The following is a 15,857-nucleotide window of genomic DNA, read 5'->3' on the forward strand; positions in this document are numbered from 1 at the left end:
ACGTTAGCCGCAGTCCAGGCTATAATAGCCAGACTAGTCTCCTTGGAAGCGTGGCTGAGCGGTTGAAAGCGCCTCCCTGCTAAGGAGGTAGGGGGGGTAACCTCCCTCGAGGGTTCGAATCCCTCCGCTTCCGTTGTGATGTTCTAACTTAATACCTAACCGCCAGAACGCAGGCTATCGATCTTCCGCACGAAGAGGTCGCTAAGGATAGTAATTACACGGCGTTTCCGCAGCTTGATATTAGCCGTTACTGACATTCCTGACTGCAACGGCAGGGCCTCACCTAGCTCTTGGCTCTCTAATTCGATTTCTGCTGGGAAGCGGTAGAAAGGATTAATTTCATCTGGGGGCAGGGCGTCTGAACCGATGTGAATCACCGTCCCTTCCACATCACCAAATTCGCTAAAGGGAAAGGAGTCAATTCGAACATCGACCTTCAGTGGCTCGTCTTGCTCATAAAATTGCTGGGTGACAAAACCGATGTCGCGGTTCGTGATGAAAACGCGAGCAACTAGGGTTCCATCGGGCACAATTTCGAGAATAGGTTCAGTCGCGTTTGCCACATATCCAGGCTGATTAGCCTTGAGGTTGAACACCTGGCCTGTCAGTGGGGCCTTTAGCTCTTGGTTTTCAAGCGCGTACTCAAGCTGATTAATTTGGCCTTCAATCTCTTCTAGCTGCTTTTCGTTATCAACAACAATCTTCGTCAGCTGACTGTCAATGTTGGCGAGCTGGTTGTCGTTCGCAGCAATGCGGTCCAGCATCTCCTCATTAGAAACGACAGAGGTGCGGCGCAGTTCTTCACGAGCCTGATCGATCGCTAAAATCAGGCGCTGCTGCTCGTCTCGGAGACTATTGACTTCAGTTTGTCGATTGTTGACCTCTTGCTCCTGACGCAGGCCTTGAAGTTTAGAGATACCACCCTGTTCCACCAGCGGGCTAATACTGCCCAGGATTTCCTGCTCCACCCTGAGAGCCTCGATAGCATTAGCGAGCTGGGTTTGCACCTGCTCTAGCTGTTCATTGAGCTGCTCAATCTGGAGCTGGTTAATCGCAATTTGTGAGTTGACATCGCCTAAAGAAGTTTGTACCCGTTCCCGCTGCTGAGGCGACAGGTTAGTCGCCGTGATGTCGCCCCTCAAAATGGCACGATACAATTCGTTTTCTTCAATCAAAGCAACTCGGTTGCTGGTGAGGCGGGCAACTTCAGGTGAAACGGTAGTTGGTGCTCCCTCCACTTCAGGTGCCGCACTAAGCTGAGAGCGATAGAATTCACTCTCTTCCATGAGGCTATCACGAACATCTTCGAGGGATTCTAGTTGAGCCCGAGTCGAACTTGGATCCATCGTGACCAATATATCGCCTTGCTGAACTGTTTCCCCTTCCGTAATTCGAATGTCTTCAACCACACCACCCACTGGAGCTTGAACGGGTTGCACGACACCACTAGGTTCAAGCTTGCCCTGAGCTGGAATCGCTTCCTCAATCTTGGCTAGACAGGCCCAGGTGACAGAGGTGACCGTCACGCCGACAATACCCCAAACGACATATCGCGCCCACCGAGGTGACTGCCGAAGAATCACAGGACGCTCGAAATTAGGTCCCGTAGGCTGATGCTGAGGGGGTTGAGGTGGCGGCGGTGGCGACTGACCGTCTTGTAAAAGCCGACCATGCTGAGCCGGTCGACCGTTCTGTAAGCGGCCATTACCTAAGCGACCATTCTGGGCATGGCCATTTTGCGTGATTCGCGATCCGGGGGTCATACGAAATCCTCGATGTTAAGCAAGTAAAGAAATACGGTTATTTAAAGACTGCGATAACTCAGTAACAAGCCAACCTACTCGGGGGTATGTATTTGTTGCTGATAAAGCGTGTAGTAACGCCCTTTGATGTCCATGAGTTCTTCGTGACTTCCCTGCTCCACGGCAGCACCCTTGTCCATTACTAGAATAGTGTCCGAATCTTGGATTGTGCTGAGACGGTGAGTAATAAAGAATACGGTCCGTCCAGTTGACCACGCCTTGAGATTAGTGCAGACCTGCTTTTCTGTGTCGTAGTCGAGGGCGCTGGTAGCCTCATCAAGGATAAGCAGGCGGGGATTATGAAGAATGGTACGGGCGATCGCAATCCGCTGCCGCTGTCCCCCCGAGAGTGATGAACCGCGCTCACCCACACGAGTGTTGTAGCCTAAAGGCAAATCCATAATAAATTCGTGAGCACAAGCAATCCTGGCAGCCTCAATAATGGCCTCAGTATCGGCTTCAGGACGGGTTAGAGAGATGTTGTCCTGTACAGTGCCCTCAAACAGCAAGCTGTCCTGCGGCACAATACCGACCTGTTGTCTCAACGAGTAAAGTTCGACTTTGCTGATGTCGTATTTATCAATCAGAATGCGGCCTGATTCAATTTCGTACAGGCGTGGCAATAGCTTCATCAGGGTGCTCTTGCCAGAACCACTCTGTCCTACAATGCCCACAAACTCGCCCGCTGGGAATTCAAGGTTGATATTGACCAGCTGTAGCGGACCGGATGGAGCAAAGCGGAAGGCTACATTTTCATAGCGAACGATACCTTGAATATCAGGCATCTGGATCTGGTTACGACCCTGTTCTTCTGCCTCACAAGGATGGTCCAGAATGTCACTCAAGCGCTCCAGCGAAAGAGCTGTTTCCTGGAAGTTTTGCCAGAGCTGAGCCAAACGCAGAATGGGCGCCGTCACATAGCCAGAGATGATGCGGAAAGCGATGAGCTGACCCAAGCTCAGCTCTCCTTGCAAGACTAAATAAGCACCGACCCAAAGCACCAGCAGCGCCGAGAGCTTATTCAGAAAACTACTGGCGGCTCCGGCTGTTGTTGATGTGAGAACCGTATTGAAGCCAGCACTGACGTAACTGGCATAGCGCTCTTGCCACTGCCAGCGTGTCCGCAACTCAATGTTTTGCGCCTTCACTGTTTGAATACCGGATAAGGCTTCGACCAGGTAGGACTGGGTTGCTGCGTTGCGCTCTGCTTTCTGGCGAAGTTGACGCCGAACGACGGGTGCAACCAGCACTGTCAGGAAGACGAAGAGTGGAATCGTCGCTAGCGCAACTAAGGTCAACAGCCAGCTATAGATGAACATGACCACGATGTAGAGCACCGAGAAAACGGCATCCAACACCACGGTCAGGGCGGTACCGGTCAAAAATTTCCGGATATTCTCTAGCTCGTTGACCCGGCTAGACAGTTCTCCTACGGGACGACGGTCAAAATAGCGCAGCGGCAGTCGCAGCAGGTGATCAATAATTTCGGTACCCAGCGCCATGTCGATCCGATTAGTGGTATCGACAAATAGATACGTTCGTAACGCTGTGAGCACCGCTTCGAAGACGGCGATGACGAGCAGGAAGACCCCCAATACCTGTAGGGTATCGGTACTGTTCTGCACAATCACTTTGTCGATGATGACCTGCACCATCAACGGGTTTGCCAGTCCGAAAAGCTGAACAAAGAACGAGGCAATTAGAACCTCAACCAGCACCCAGCGATATTTTTGCAGGGAGGGAATGAACCAGCTCAGACCAAATCGTTCTTGGGGAGTCTCCCGAGTTTTCTCAATCAGGAGAATTTCGCCTTCGCCGCCCCAGGTTTCCTCAAATTCCAGGGCCGATCGCTGAATAATGCCGGTTTCTGGAATCGCTAGCACTCGTGTTTTGGAATTGGTTTCGTACAAGAGGGCATAGCCTTCCTGCCACGAGATTAGTGCTGGCGTGGGTACTCGTCCCACAGCACTGGCAGGGACCTTAGTCATCTGGGTGCGTAACCCCATGAACTCCGCGACTTTACCCGCTAACGGAAGGGAGAGCTGGCCGAGGCGATCGCGCTGATTGGTCAAAATGCGACGAATAATGTCTCGGCGGAAAGGCATCCCGAAATAGAGGCTGACCATCTCCATGCAGGCCAGCATCCCCTCTACTTCACCCCGACCTCGAACGAAGGGATAGTCGTCGGTACCAGAGGTTTCCGGTTCTGGTTCCGGTAGGTGTTCGGGTGCAAAGGGAATAGCTTCGCGTGGATCCGGTGCAGCAGTAGGAACCAAAGCCCCATCGTCAATTGTCGGAAGTTCCGCAACAGGTTGGCTCGATATTTCTGGCAAACCCACCAAACGAGCACCTTGGGGACTAATAACGTTGAGTTCGCTGCCGGCCCATTCCAAATTCAGCCGACTACCCATCGGTTGGTTAATGATCGTACCGCTGCTCACAAACCAATCGTGCTCTGAATCCAAATCAACTTGCTTTTGACCGAAAGGTAGGTAGCGCACTACCCCCGTTTCGTGGACGAGGTGGGCCAGTTGTGCCAAATTGCCGACATCTTGGGCCTGCTCGCCAATGTGACGGGCTAACAGATCGAAGACCTCTGCTAAGTAGAGGCGATCGCGGATCGCAGCGGCAAAATTGGGATGGTCGTCCAATGCTTTTTGGAACGCACTGATTGAAAGCTTTAAGCCAACCACCTCGGAGGAGGCGATCGCGGTTTCACAGGGTTTGCCGCGCAGCATACCGACAACGCCAAGCATGTCACCCTTTTCGAGCAGCTTCAAGGTGATCGGTTTCTCAGTACGAGGATCTTCCCCGAGTAGACGCGCCTGCCCCTCTGTAATCAAAACGAGTTGAGGTAATGCCTCAGGACGTACGATAGGTTGCCCGATCCGATACCGAAGCATTTGACTGCCCTGGGTGATGCCAGAAAGCGCCGATCCGGGGAGCAGATCGAACGGCGCGATGCGGGACAGTGTGTTTTGCAGGGACTGAGAAGTTGCCGTCATTACCCTTGCTATCTAGTAGTTTTTATGGATTTCAACAATACAGCTTGCCCATCCGGGGCATTTTCGTAACCAAGACAGGGGCAAGCCTCTTCGCAAGCTTGTCGAACAGACCTTACCTCAGACAAGGGTGTAACCTCTCTGTCAGGCCGTTCGCGAAGATCCGTGAGACTGCGGTTCTAGATTGACTGGAATTTAAGTTAAGGCCATACCAGTTTAGTTCAAGATATTTACCACTTAGATTAAGGAACTTGTTCTTTTGCACAGAATTCAGACAAATTTAAGACTCGGATAAGCACATCCAAGAAAAACTCAATTGGTCAGGTTTTATGCCCTGCTTTTCAGCTTGGGTAAAAATTGTTGGCAATATGGCTGCCCAATCGTAAATTCTAGAGGTATCCTTAGTCGCAACCCTTTGTACGGGGGGCTGTGTATCAGCTAGGAGTGTTCATCAGGGTGGATACTGTTAAACCTGCCAGTATTGTTCTGCAGATTGTCGATCCCGAGCTGGATGAAGCGGATAAAGACCACACGCTGCAACTCTTTTGGGATGATTTGACGCAGTTGGACTTAACTTCGCAAACCCGGATTGCGCCGTTAATTAACCAGCAAGAGATTCAGTACCGTCACGGTTTGCAGGCAACCATTCCTGATCCAGAAAGAGTTTCAACTTGGATCAAGAAGGTTAGCGATCGCCTGACTGAAACCTCTGCTGAAATTCGTTTGACCTGTACTATCGACCGGATGAGAGTCCAAACGCAAACGGATTCTGCTGAGGAACTTTTAGGCCTTCTGCCAGCGATTGAAACGTTTCTTCCGGCCAAACAGATTTTCCAAGCACGAGCCGAAACATATGCTTTCAGAGGGGGTGAAATTTCGCCCGTTGAACAGGCCAATTTAGAGCTGTTGAGACATCGCTTAAACCTTGATGCAGATTGGGCTGAGACTGTTGTTGCCCAAGCCCTGGGACCGTATGTTAATCGGTCGGCCAAGCTTGAGCGGTATCGGGAAATCTTCAATGCTGAGCTAGAGCGCCAGTCCGCTAAATCAGAAGGTCAACTTTCCCCGCTCAGCGATGAAACGTGGGCTGAACTGCGTCGCCTTTCTCAAGCGCTCGGCCTCTCTTATAAGGATGTTGAGCCGATACATGAGGATTACATTACTCGCATTCAGGCAAAAGCAACCCACTTGCAGCGTCAGGAAGAAGTGACCCGCTTGCAGGCGGAAACCCAACTTCAGGAAGAGGAGGCTCAGCAGCAAGCCGCCAAGCAGCAAAATTATGCTGAGCAATATCGGCAAGAATTTGCTGGGGCGATCGCCAATTCCATGTATCCCAGTGATTTTGATCGAGGTCGATTGGAGCAAGCCCGACGCGACTGGAATCTTGATCCTGAATGGGTTCGAGCTATCGAGCGAGAAGTCACTGATGAGAAATATGGCCCCATCGACTCTGCTATGGAGTTGGATTATTCACGTTTGCGGCAGTTGTTGTGGCTAACTCAATGGGAAGCCGCCGATCAGGAAACTGAACGACTTATTCTTAATGCGCTCAGTCGAGATATGCGGGCTTTGGAAGGCAACACGATTCTCAAGTTGAATTGTGTTGATTTGCAAACCCTGGATGCTTTATGGACTCGATATAGTCGAGGACGATTTGGTTTTAGGGCGCAGCACCAAATCTATATGCAATGTGAAGGACGAGCGGATGACTTTTTGGCGGGAGTGGGATGGAGAGAGTCTTTTGGCATTGGTACTGTCAACCTAAGGTCGTGGCGCACATCTTATCGAGATTTGCAGTTCAATTTAGAAGCGCCAGCAGGCCATTTACCAACATGGCGTTGGGGGTCAGATGCTTTGGAGGGAGACTACACCGTGAATGACGAAGTAATTCATAATTTCTTCCATGATTTGGTCGAGAAGTGCCTGTCGGGCTTGAAGATGAACGCAACTTCCTCGACGGTAGACAGAGGAAATGAACCCACATGATAGAAGCGACGCATGAACCCGCTTTACAAGAGCTGGACGAAACCTTGGATCAGGCAGATTGGCAAGCTGCTGACGAAATCACGTTCGAAATTATGTTGGCCGAAACGGATCGTCAGCGAGAGGGATGGCTTGACCAAGCAGCGATCGCCCAATTTCCTTGTGATGTCCTCCATAAAATTGACCAGCGATGGTTGTTCTACAGTGGCGGCAAGTTTGGATTTACGCCGCAACTGGCAATTTATCGAGAAGGGGCTGCGCGATCATCATTTGACTTTAGTCGAAGAGTCGGGTGGATGATGACGAGTGTCTGGAGACCCGCTGGGTTTTTTAACTTCTACAGTTGGCTCACCTTTTCGTTGGAGGAGGCTCCACGCGGGCATCTTCCGGCTCTATGGTTTTGGGAAATGCCGTGGTATTTATCTTGGCAGACGGGGGGCTTTGGTACCGGACGCGGTGCCGGATTTGGTGATGCTAGTTTATTTGATGCACTTATGCTGCGCCTAGAACGGTGCCAGCACATTTAGCTTTAACAGAGGAACGTAATATATCGTGTCTGCATGCACGATTTGATGACTAGGCATCAGTAGAGCTGAATAGCTCTGCAAGAGTCAGGTCTAGTGAAGGAAATTGGGGCGATCGCACCGCGCTGTTGCCCTCAAATATCCCTATTTCCTGATAAACGCCTTCTCGCAACGACAGTACTAGCAGCGTTTGAGCTTCAGGATCAATAATCCAGTACTCCACAATTCCAAGGTCTTCATACTGTCGCCGCTTAGCAACATAATCTCGTTCGCGCTGTAGTTCGCCCGGACTCACCACTTCTACAACGAGCACCGGCGGGGCCATTGATAAGCGGATGGTATTGCGCTGGGTCAACAGCAAAATGTGTTCTGGACGCAAGATGGTGAGATCAGGATATCGGTTCTTGGGCTCCCCTCGCACTTCGAGCTCTAAACCGTGTCCCCTAACCCTTCGATAGTCCAGCAACGCCGCGAACTTTAACAGCAAAAAAGTTGCGATTTGCACATTCAGTCCGGATTCAGGCGGCAACTCAATCAGTTCTCCGTTGAAGAGCTCATATAACCTATCGCTGCCATCGTCATAGGCAAGATACTCTGCAAAACTGCTGAATCGAGGCTTGACCTGAAGCATGATAGTTACCGAGAGAACAATCGCGCGACTATTCCTATTCTAGGAAACTAGCTTCCTCAATGATGAATGAGTGGATCATTCAAAATCAGGCTGCTCAGTAGGAGACAGCATCAGCAATCCATCCAGCTGGAAATATTCCTCGCCGAAGGAGACGGTGGTGCTAGCTGTGCGGACGGAACCGGCGAGTCTCTGAAACTCAGCCCCTTCCAAATCACCTGGAAAAACTGGAAAGAGCCTAAAGAAGAGCGATCGCACTGAAGCCAAATTGAGATAGCCGTATCCCTGATTAGCTTCTGGAAAATCTTCGGTAGACCATAGGAACCGAAGCGAGTTAGGTAGTGCTTGAGCTGGCTCTAGGTTAAAAATCTCAGAAAGCGAGCCCAGGCTAGTGGTTAAAGCAAGCGTATCGTCATTGACCCAACCGTAACCCAGAAAGCTGTCAGGTTCTGCATCGAAGTCCAAAAAGGAACTCCAGCTGGTCGCTGGTTTTTCATCGATCATCGTCGGCTCAACAATAACAAACAAGTCTTCTAGGGTGACGTCTAGTTGACTCAATGCGTACTCAGCAGCAGCGCGATCGCTCGTTTGCAATAGAAGACCTAACCCAACGTCTACATCAGGCAGGAATGAGTTGATGGGCGTTTCTTCTGTTGGGAAGAGAAAAACGCTGAATCCTTGATCCATCCAGCCAAAAAGATCATCAAAGTTCAGGCCCGTTGTGAGCATCAAAGTTTCTTCACTTTGATCTAGAAACATACTTGTCTCTTCACTGGCTTCCAGAGAAAGCTGGATACCTTCCCAAAATCCAGCAATATTGTGACCACTCAACATTCCATAACTATTGCCGGGGACGTTGCTCAAAATAGCTTCGGGTGCAGGTTGAACAACCGAGGTCAAAAGCTGTAGCGCCGTGTTGTCATCGTAATATCCCCGCCCCTGTAGTCGCAGTCCTCTGTCAGTGGGATATAGCAGAACTTCAACACTGCTATCTAACTGAGTAGCTGCCAATTGAGCAATTTCACTCGGTGCTAGATCAGCTGGTCTGGGAATATCGATAGGTAGATTGGGTAACGGAAAATCTGCAAGAGAAAATTTCACTATCTCTGCAACACTGCCATAGAAAGCAGCAAACGATTCGTCGTAATGAGGGTGGGAGAGCGTTCGCAAAAAGCGATCGTTAGTCGCCAGCGAGTCTGCTACGGTTTCAGGACTTTGGTCTGCCCAAGAACGGATAGCGGCGGGATGTTCGGCAGCAACTATAAAGTCAGGGAAAACGGCGATCGCTAACCCGGGTACGTCTGGCTCCCGCACTACTGGAGGCTCAATTTCAGGTTCCTCTTCTGGCACTGCTTTGATCGCCCCCTTTGAAGACTCCAATTCAGTACTTGAGGGTGATAGCAGCTGCATCGGCTCTGGCAGAGGTGTCTCAACAGGTTCTGCTGGTTCAAGGGTTGGATCGGTAATAGGAGGAGGCGTCTCAATAATAGGCGGCGCTTCAAACCTATCACCGGGCTCTGGCAGTGGCGGTGGCGGTTCGATGACCGGAGGATCAAAGACAGGTGGTGGAAGGGGGGTAACGGGAGGTGGAGCTTCCAAAGGAGGTAGCGGTTCTATAGGCGGTAAAGGATTGTCCAAAACCTCAAAGAACTGTGGCTCCCAATAAAAGATAGAAAAGGTTTGATAGTTTTGAATATCAGGATAAGCGTCTCGGACATCGGCAATTCTGCGAAGGAACGGATCAAAGTTATCTGGCTGAGCGATGGGTGCAATCAAAATCTCGTGTTCTTCGATCGCGGTAACCTGAGGCAATTCAAGCGGCATCAGTGCCGTTGCTGCGGTATCGCCAACCCAAGAGCCGATGTCTTCCTGGTAATCGAGATCAACCGGCAAAAACGGCAGTCCACCAGCATTGAGAAAGTCAACACCCTGATCTTGAAGTTGCTGGAAGAGAGCATATTGGCCAAGTTGTTCCCAGGTTTCGTTTCGCATATCGAGCAGAACAACGTAGGCCGTGTTGTCGGGTAGATACTGAGTAATTTCAGGAATCTCTCCGGCTGGCTCGGCGGCAGCCAAAGCCGGTATGGCTAGTGTTAGGACTGGGGCGATCGCTACACAAATGTTATGGGCTGCTCTTGACACAATAGTCTCCTACTAAAACGGGCTTTGGAAGATGACCAGATAGACAATTCAATAGTCACAATCGTGCTGGTTCAGAAGGCTGGAACATCTCATTTTGTTGTTTCGCAGATGAAGTGTAGTTTCTTTAAATGGGCTTTCTCTTCAGAAAGATGGAGCTTTCATAGCGTGAACTTATGTCTTTTTCTCATCAATTTACATTTATATTTGTCTTAATCTACTAATAACGAAAAACTAAACTTACATCCCTACTGTCTCTAGTTATGTGCATTGCTCGGTAGAGCAGATCTCTATTTCAAGAAGACTCCGTACGCCTATTTACTTAACAGTAAAGCTCGCTATGAGCATCCGAGCTTAAAGTTTTCTGACGTAGGCATCTGTCTAGTCATTAGTAGCGACATTAGTTGTGCTTGTGATAGTTCTTGCTGTCACGCTTCTGACCGATGGACTAATTCTGCTCAATGTCCTCAGCGATGCGATGGGCGATTAATAAAACTACGTACATCGGAGCATTCAGGTATGAGCCAAGCTGTAGACCCAGGCCGTCGTCAAAAGAGTCCCGTCCTACAGTGGATCGGTGTTCTTGTTCTCATCTATTTGCTGGTCGTCGCGGTTGGTATGATTGGCGCTGGTTTCAAATCTGCCACGGGTGAGCGAGCCGAAGAACTATTTGCTTTCGCAACCAACCCTTTTATGGGCTTGATCGTAGGAACCGTTGCGACCGCTCTAATTCAGTCTTCCAGCACTGTAACTTCCATCATTGTTGGCTTAGTGGCAGGCGGATTACCTGTGGCAACAGCCGTGCCTATGGTTATGGGAGCCAACATCGGGACCACAATTACGAATACGTTGGTTAGTTTGGGCCATGTGCGTGACAACGACGAATTTAAGAAGGCGTTTGCGGCTGCCACCGTTCACGACTTTTTTAACTTACTCAGCGTCATTATCTTTCTGCCAGTTGAGATTCTATTTCACCCACTTGAAAGAATGGGACTTGCCCTAGCCAACGCATTGGTCGGTGGTGGCTCAATGAGCGTGAAAGATTTCAACGTTGTGAAGATGGTCACCAGTCCTCTTGTCAACGTCTTTAAAGCTGGAACTCACGTTTTGCCAGCGCCCTTCGACGGGATTCTGTTGATTTTGTTGGGTATTGCTCTCATTTTTTTGACCATTGCTTTCATTGGAAGACTGCTCAAGCAGCTAATGGTCGGTCGCGCTAAGGATATCTTGCATATGGCGATCGGACGTGGCCCGATCGCAGGCATCCTAGCAGGCATGCTCATCACCATTCTGGTGCAGTCATCTTCCACGACAACTAGCTTGATGGTGCCATTGGCGGGTGCTGGCGTCTTTGGATTGGCCCAGGTCTATCCCTTTACCTTGGGTGCCAATATCGGTACCTGTATCACAGCGCTTCTGGCAGCAACGGCTGTATCCGGTGCTGATGCGGTTCCCGCCTTAGAAATTGCGATGGTTCACCTGCTCTATAACACCCTTGGCGTAGTTATCATCTATGGCATTCCTTTCCTGTGCCGATTGCCCATTATTGGTGCAGAAAACCTAGCCGTAGTCGCGGCTGAACGTAAATACTTGGCGTTTGCCTACATCATCGCGGTGTTCTTTTTAATTCCAGGTATTTTGTTGGGTATCACCGCATTAGCTTAACTAGGTCTTCAGGTTGAAAGTGTAGGTTGTAGGTTGATGTTAAACGGAATGTAGGCTTTGCCTTCTTGCTGAACAACGGACATTTTCGGGTGTTTTGCTGAGGTTCCTTAGCATCCATCTAACCTGCATTTTTAGCCATGTCGTACCGCTACGTTTTCACCCAATGGACTAACTAAAGGTACAAAAACGTTTATTCAGGGAGGGTAATTATGAGCGAGAGACTTGATTACGTAAAGCAACTTGAAGCTCAAATCACAACGACAAAGACGACATTAGGCAAGCTGAAGGCTGAGCGAAAAGCTCATCTCCTAGCAGCACAGCATGAGGAGATTGAGAACCTAGAGAAGTATCTTGATGAGGCCAATATCAGCGTTAAGGGACTATCTGAAGCTGCCGATGATGCTTGGACCGATCTTAGAGAGGCTCTAGATCGCCTCATGGGCGATATCAGTAGTGGCCTCAAGAAATTGATGGGCGACTCTGAGAATTCTTAGGCTTAAAAGTCTTAGGTTCAAGAGTTTGCTGTTGAAAGGGAAACTCCTAAACGGCGCAAAAACTGTTCTTCATTGAGGATCCACTGAAGACAGGATCGACATCTTGCATTTAGCACAATACCTGAATTTACTCCCTTGAATTCCTCAACCCTTGGGGACCAAGGGGGCAAAGTTGTCAGATAAGCTCAACCGCAAGATCTACGTAGGAGAGGTTTTTGCGCCCAATGCACAATGGATTTTCAGCAAATTGTTGTTGCGCTCATCATTCAGCCTATTAATAGAAGATGCTGAATCTAAATGTTTCTGAAGCCAGTGGATTCGCCTGTATCGCTCTCTTCATTCTGTTGCTGCTCAACTTCAACTCCGGTCCAGAATGCCCTGCAAAGCCGAGCAAGGCAGCAATTCGTCTTAAATATTGTCCAGTATCCGTTCAAGAAAAGCGATCGCCCTTTTTGTTTGTCGAAATCTGTAGTCTTTCCTGACACCGCTGTAAAAGCATGAGTTTAGAAGAGGAAAGATTGCTTTTATAAGACATTAATGTGAAGAAGCTTCAAGCTCACACTATGGAAAAATTAAGTCTTTTTAGGTGCTTCAATAAGTCTGGTAGGATTCTGGCATTGTTCGTATCAGGGTTTCTTCAGAGGAGTTATACCAATTCTTGTTTCTGGTATGTTTAATTGTGGATTCGAAAATACTCGAATGGCAATGCTTCAGTCTTAAGAACTGTGGCCCCAGCAAAGAGAAACGGTATTTATCTAGCTCAACACCGATTAAGGGCAATTGCTCTTTATTTCTGTAGTATTGCTCTATTGAGTGCGATCGCTCCCAATAATCTACCAAGTGCTGATTTGAGGGCTGCATGAGAACCAGTTGTTTTAGGGATTTCAGAGAGATTGTGTGTTTTTGAGGAATAATTAAAATCTCCTTCTGAGGGAGGTTTCAGTACTTTTTGAAAATTCCTACGCCAATCAGCTCTAAAACTGTTTTGAACAAAGCGAGTTACTACAGGCTGTTCAAGATTTGGGCATATCTCTAACATGGCAACTCTGCAATATTCAAAAACGGTTTTGGTAGGTCTCGGTGGTTGCAGTTTGCTGGTAGCGACAGATTTAACTCAGGCAATGCCTGTTGTTCCAGAAGCCGGTAGCCAAACACAAGTTATTCAAGCGGGAGACGAATTCAGCATCACCGGTGGCGTGACTTCTGCTGATGGTCAGTCGCTTTTCTACATGTTCGAGCAGTTTGGACTATCGCAGGGACAGACTGCTGATTTTACGTCACAACCCACTACCCAGGCCGTTTTGGGTAGCGTTACAGGCGGCAATGCGTCTTATATTGATGGACTGCTGAGAGTGTCCGGTAGTTCAGCAGATCTATACTTGATTAATCCGGCTGGAGTGTTCTTTGGGCCAAACATCCAGCTTGACCTCCCAGCTTCTTTTGCAGCAGCAACCGCCAGTGGAGTTCTCTTTGGTGAGGACCTTTTTGAGACTATCAATAGCCGAAGGCAAGATCAGCTGGTGGGGACGCCGACAGGTTTTGTGTTTGCTGCTGATGCGTCAGGGCAGGTTGTCAATACAGGAAACATGACCGTCTTGCCTGGTGAGGCGATCGCCCTCATCGGGGGACAAGTTATTTCGACTGGAACACTCGCGACGCCTAGTGGTGAAATTGTCATCGCCGCTGTTCCCAACAGCAATCTGGTGCGCATCAGCCACACTGACATGGTGCTCAACCTTGAGATAGAAACGCTGCCCCATGCTGATGCTTCGCTACCGTTTGTGCCATCAACACTTGCAGAATTGCTGACCGGCGGTGAGACTGCCGCTGCCACTGGTTTAGCCGTAACACCTGAAGGTCTCATTACCTTAGCTAACGTCGAGATTGCCGATGTTGTCGGTAGCGCTCTTGTCTCCAACACCCTAGATGCATCAGGAGTGTCGGGAGGCGATGTGATGGTGGTGGGCGATCGCGTCAGCTTAGTCGAAGCTAAGGTTGATGCATCAGGAACGTTGGACGGCGGTAATATTCGCATTGGCGGCGACCCAACAGGACAGGGAACGTTACCCGGATCAACGCTGACTTATGTGGATGGAGACAGCGTGATCGCGGCTAACGGTCGTCAAACCGGAGATGGGGGCAGCGTCACAATTTGGTCAGACGGCGTCGCTGGTGTTTGGGGCGATATTTCAGCGCAGGGAGGCGCGTTATCGGGCGATGGCGGATGGGTCGAGGTTTCGGGGCGACAGTCCCTCATCTTTCGAGGAACCGTGACTACATCGGCACCTGGGGGCTTAGGGGGCGAACTCCTGCTGGATCCCGTCAATATTGCAATTCTCAACGGTACTGCTGATGGTGACGATAGCGATGACCTGGCCAATCTGCTGAGTGCCCCGACCTTGGATCTGGCTGAGGCATTGCCAACAGAAATTTATGAATCTGAACTAGAAGGACTGTCTGGCAATACTGCGATCACCCTGCAAGCCAGCGGTGATATTGCGATCGCAGATCTCGACGACAATCAGCTCACGTTTCAGACAGGAACGGCCCCCATTCGTTTTGAAGCGGGGGGGACTTTCACCATGCATCCTGACGATGTATTGGTGGCACCTGGCAGAGACCTGTCAATTACCACGGGGGGCAGTATTGCCGTAGGTGATATCTTCACGTACGAAGTCCCTGATAATACCGACGGCAGCATCACGCTTATGGGCGCAGACATTGATGCAGGGGTGCTGAATGCTTTGCAGGTTACCCCCATTACAACTTTGGGGAATGACGGCAATACCAGCCAAGTTTCTTTGGAATCGACCCGGGGTGACATCATCGTTGAGAGCATTTTGTCTGGTTCGGGTGGCGTTGTTGTGAATTCGGCAGGTCGCTTCCGGGCTGAGGGTGTCGTCGATGTCGCAGCCAGACCCGAGAAGGCAGATCCTGCTCTTGTGGATGACTTTACTTTGAGTATTTTGGCAGCGGTGCCGCTTAATGATGAAGAGGACGTCAGCACAGCCGCTTTACCTCAATCAGACACTGAATTGTTTCTTCTAGATAGAAGCTTCACGGTTCGTAGGGGAGAACGAGTGAGTGCCGATACAGTCCGGGGAATTGCGATCGCCTTCGATATTGAAAACCTCTTACCGCCGCTGCCCATTGAATTTTGGGTGGGTCCTGATTCGGGGGGTGGCAGCGCAGTTCCTTTAGCAGACAGCGGGGCTGCGGGTGGCATTTTTCGAACTCGCCCAGACCGCACTATCGTCACATCATTCGAAAATCAGATCTTTCTGATCGATAGCAACGTGCTGATAGACACAACAGCTCTGGATACTTTATCAGATCTTGATGCGGATACTGAGAACGAACGTGCCACTCAAGATACAAGTGGCACCTCGGCAGAAACTGTTCTAGCGGTCTGTGACAAAGATGCCGAAATCTCAGATCCGGCTTGTGAAGAATAGAAGGCAGTACCCAAACGCACAGAGAATCCTTCCGGGTTTATAGGGAGTCATGCCGGAAAATAGGTCACATTCGATACGTGGTTAAAGCGCTACTGTTGAATCATATCCGGGAAAGATTGTCCTTCTCTGTAATCAGGAGAGTAGCCATCGGCAGAACAGGCGATG

10 protein-coding genes and 1 tRNA gene are annotated in these 15,857 nt (G+C 49.8%); 7 read left to right on the plus strand and 4 right to left on the minus strand.

Features of this window, described 5'->3' with window-relative positions; genetic code table 11:
* Positions 1–44 precede the first annotated feature (44 nt).
* Positions 45–133 (plus strand) — tRNA-Ser (locus PN498_RS03480).
* Positions 134–155: 22 nt separating this feature from the next.
* On the opposite strand, the gene PN498_RS03485 is transcribed toward PN498_RS03480, so the two are convergent.
* Positions 156–1,763 carry an HlyD family efflux transporter periplasmic adaptor subunit gene (locus PN498_RS03485; protein ID WP_272061287.1) on the minus strand — a complete coding sequence of 536 codons (1,608 nt, stop codon included), beginning with the start codon at positions 1,761–1,763 and terminating at the stop codon, positions 156–158.
* Positions 1,764–1,837: 74 nt separating this feature from the next.
* The gene (locus PN498_RS03490) at positions 1,838–4,807 is read right to left on the minus strand and encodes a peptidase domain-containing ABC transporter (protein WP_272061288.1); all 2,970 of its coding nucleotides are present in this window, start codon (positions 4,805–4,807) and stop codon (positions 1,838–1,840) included.
* Between the two features lie 453 nt (positions 4,808–5,260).
* Here PN498_RS03490 and PN498_RS03495 point away from each other — a divergent pair, with 453 nt between their 5' ends.
* On the plus strand, positions 5,261–6,790 hold the full coding sequence (locus tag PN498_RS03495; protein ID WP_272061289.1) for a GUN4 domain-containing protein: 1,530 nt from the start codon (positions 5,261–5,263) through the stop codon (positions 6,788–6,790).
* The gene (locus tag PN498_RS03500) at positions 6,787–7,314 is read left to right on the plus strand and encodes a GUN4 domain-containing protein (protein WP_272061290.1); all 528 of its coding nucleotides are present in this window, start codon (positions 6,787–6,789) and stop codon (positions 7,312–7,314) included. The genes PN498_RS03495 and PN498_RS03500 overlap by 4 nt, the downstream gene beginning before the upstream one ends.
* A gap of 49 nt (positions 7,315–7,363) precedes the next feature.
* Here the strand turns inward: PN498_RS03500 and PN498_RS03505 are convergent, their stop codons facing one another.
* Positions 7,364–7,942, minus strand: coding sequence for a Uma2 family endonuclease (locus PN498_RS03505; protein WP_272061291.1), 579 nt, complete (start codon positions 7,940–7,942; stop codon positions 7,364–7,366).
* A gap of 75 nt (positions 7,943–8,017) precedes the next feature.
* Entirely contained in the window at positions 8,018–10,081 is a 2,064-nt protein-coding gene (locus tag PN498_RS03510) for a DUF3352 domain-containing protein (RefSeq protein ID WP_272061292.1), read from the minus strand.
* 516 nt (positions 10,082–10,597) lie between these two features.
* Between PN498_RS03510 and PN498_RS03515 the strand changes: the two genes are divergently transcribed.
* The 4 genes from PN498_RS03515 to PN498_RS03530 all read left to right on the plus strand — a co-directional run bounded on the left by PN498_RS03515 (position 10,598) and on the right by PN498_RS03530 (position 15,692).
* Entirely contained in the window at positions 10,598–11,743 is a 1,146-nt protein-coding gene (locus PN498_RS03515) for a Na/Pi symporter (RefSeq protein WP_272061293.1), read from the plus strand.
* 209 nt (positions 11,744–11,952) lie between these two features.
* Complete coding sequence (locus tag PN498_RS03520; protein ID WP_272061294.1) at positions 11,953–12,237, plus strand: hypothetical protein; 285 nt, start codon at positions 11,953–11,955, stop codon at positions 12,235–12,237.
* 284 nt (positions 12,238–12,521) lie between these two features.
* Positions 12,522–12,719, plus strand: coding sequence for a hypothetical protein (locus tag PN498_RS03525; protein WP_272061295.1), 198 nt, complete (start codon positions 12,522–12,524; stop codon positions 12,717–12,719).
* A 555-nt stretch (positions 12,720–13,274) separates the two neighbouring features.
* Positions 13,275–15,692: a two-partner secretion domain-containing protein gene (locus PN498_RS03530; protein ID WP_272061296.1), complete on the plus strand. Its 2,418-nt coding sequence runs from the start codon at positions 13,275–13,277 to the stop codon at positions 15,690–15,692.
* Positions 15,693–15,857: the final 165 nt, after the last annotated feature.

Origin of the sequence: Oscillatoria sp. CS-180, from assembly GCF_028330965.1 — a bacterium.
Lineage (GTDB): Bacteria > Cyanobacteriota > Cyanobacteriia > Phormidesmidales > Phormidesmidaceae > Halomicronema.

Bases quoted from the DNA above. Each gene is read 5' to 3' on its own strand.
- PN498_RS03485 (WP_272061287.1), bottom strand. From the start codon at position 1,763: ATGACCCCCGGATCGCGAATCACGCAAAATGGCCATGCCCAGAATGGT.
- PN498_RS03490 (WP_272061288.1), bottom strand. From the start codon at position 4,807: ATGACGGCAACTTCTCAGTCCCTGCAAAACACACTGTCCCGCATCGCG.
- PN498_RS03500 (WP_272061290.1), top strand. From the start codon at position 6,787: ATGATAGAAGCGACGCATGAACCCGCTTTACAAGAGCTGGACGAAACC.
- PN498_RS03505 (WP_272061291.1), bottom strand. From the start codon at position 7,942: ATGCTTCAGGTCAAGCCTCGATTCAGCAGTTTTGCAGAGTATCTTGCC.
- PN498_RS03515 (WP_272061293.1), top strand. From the start codon at position 10,598: ATGAGCCAAGCTGTAGACCCAGGCCGTCGTCAAAAGAGTCCCGTCCTA.
- PN498_RS03520 (WP_272061294.1), top strand. From the start codon at position 11,953: ATGAGCGAGAGACTTGATTACGTAAAGCAACTTGAAGCTCAAATCACA.
- PN498_RS03525 (WP_272061295.1), top strand. From the start codon at position 12,522: ATGCTGAATCTAAATGTTTCTGAAGCCAGTGGATTCGCCTGTATCGCT.
- PN498_RS03530 (WP_272061296.1), top strand. From the start codon at position 13,275: ATGGCAACTCTGCAATATTCAAAAACGGTTTTGGTAGGTCTCGGTGGT.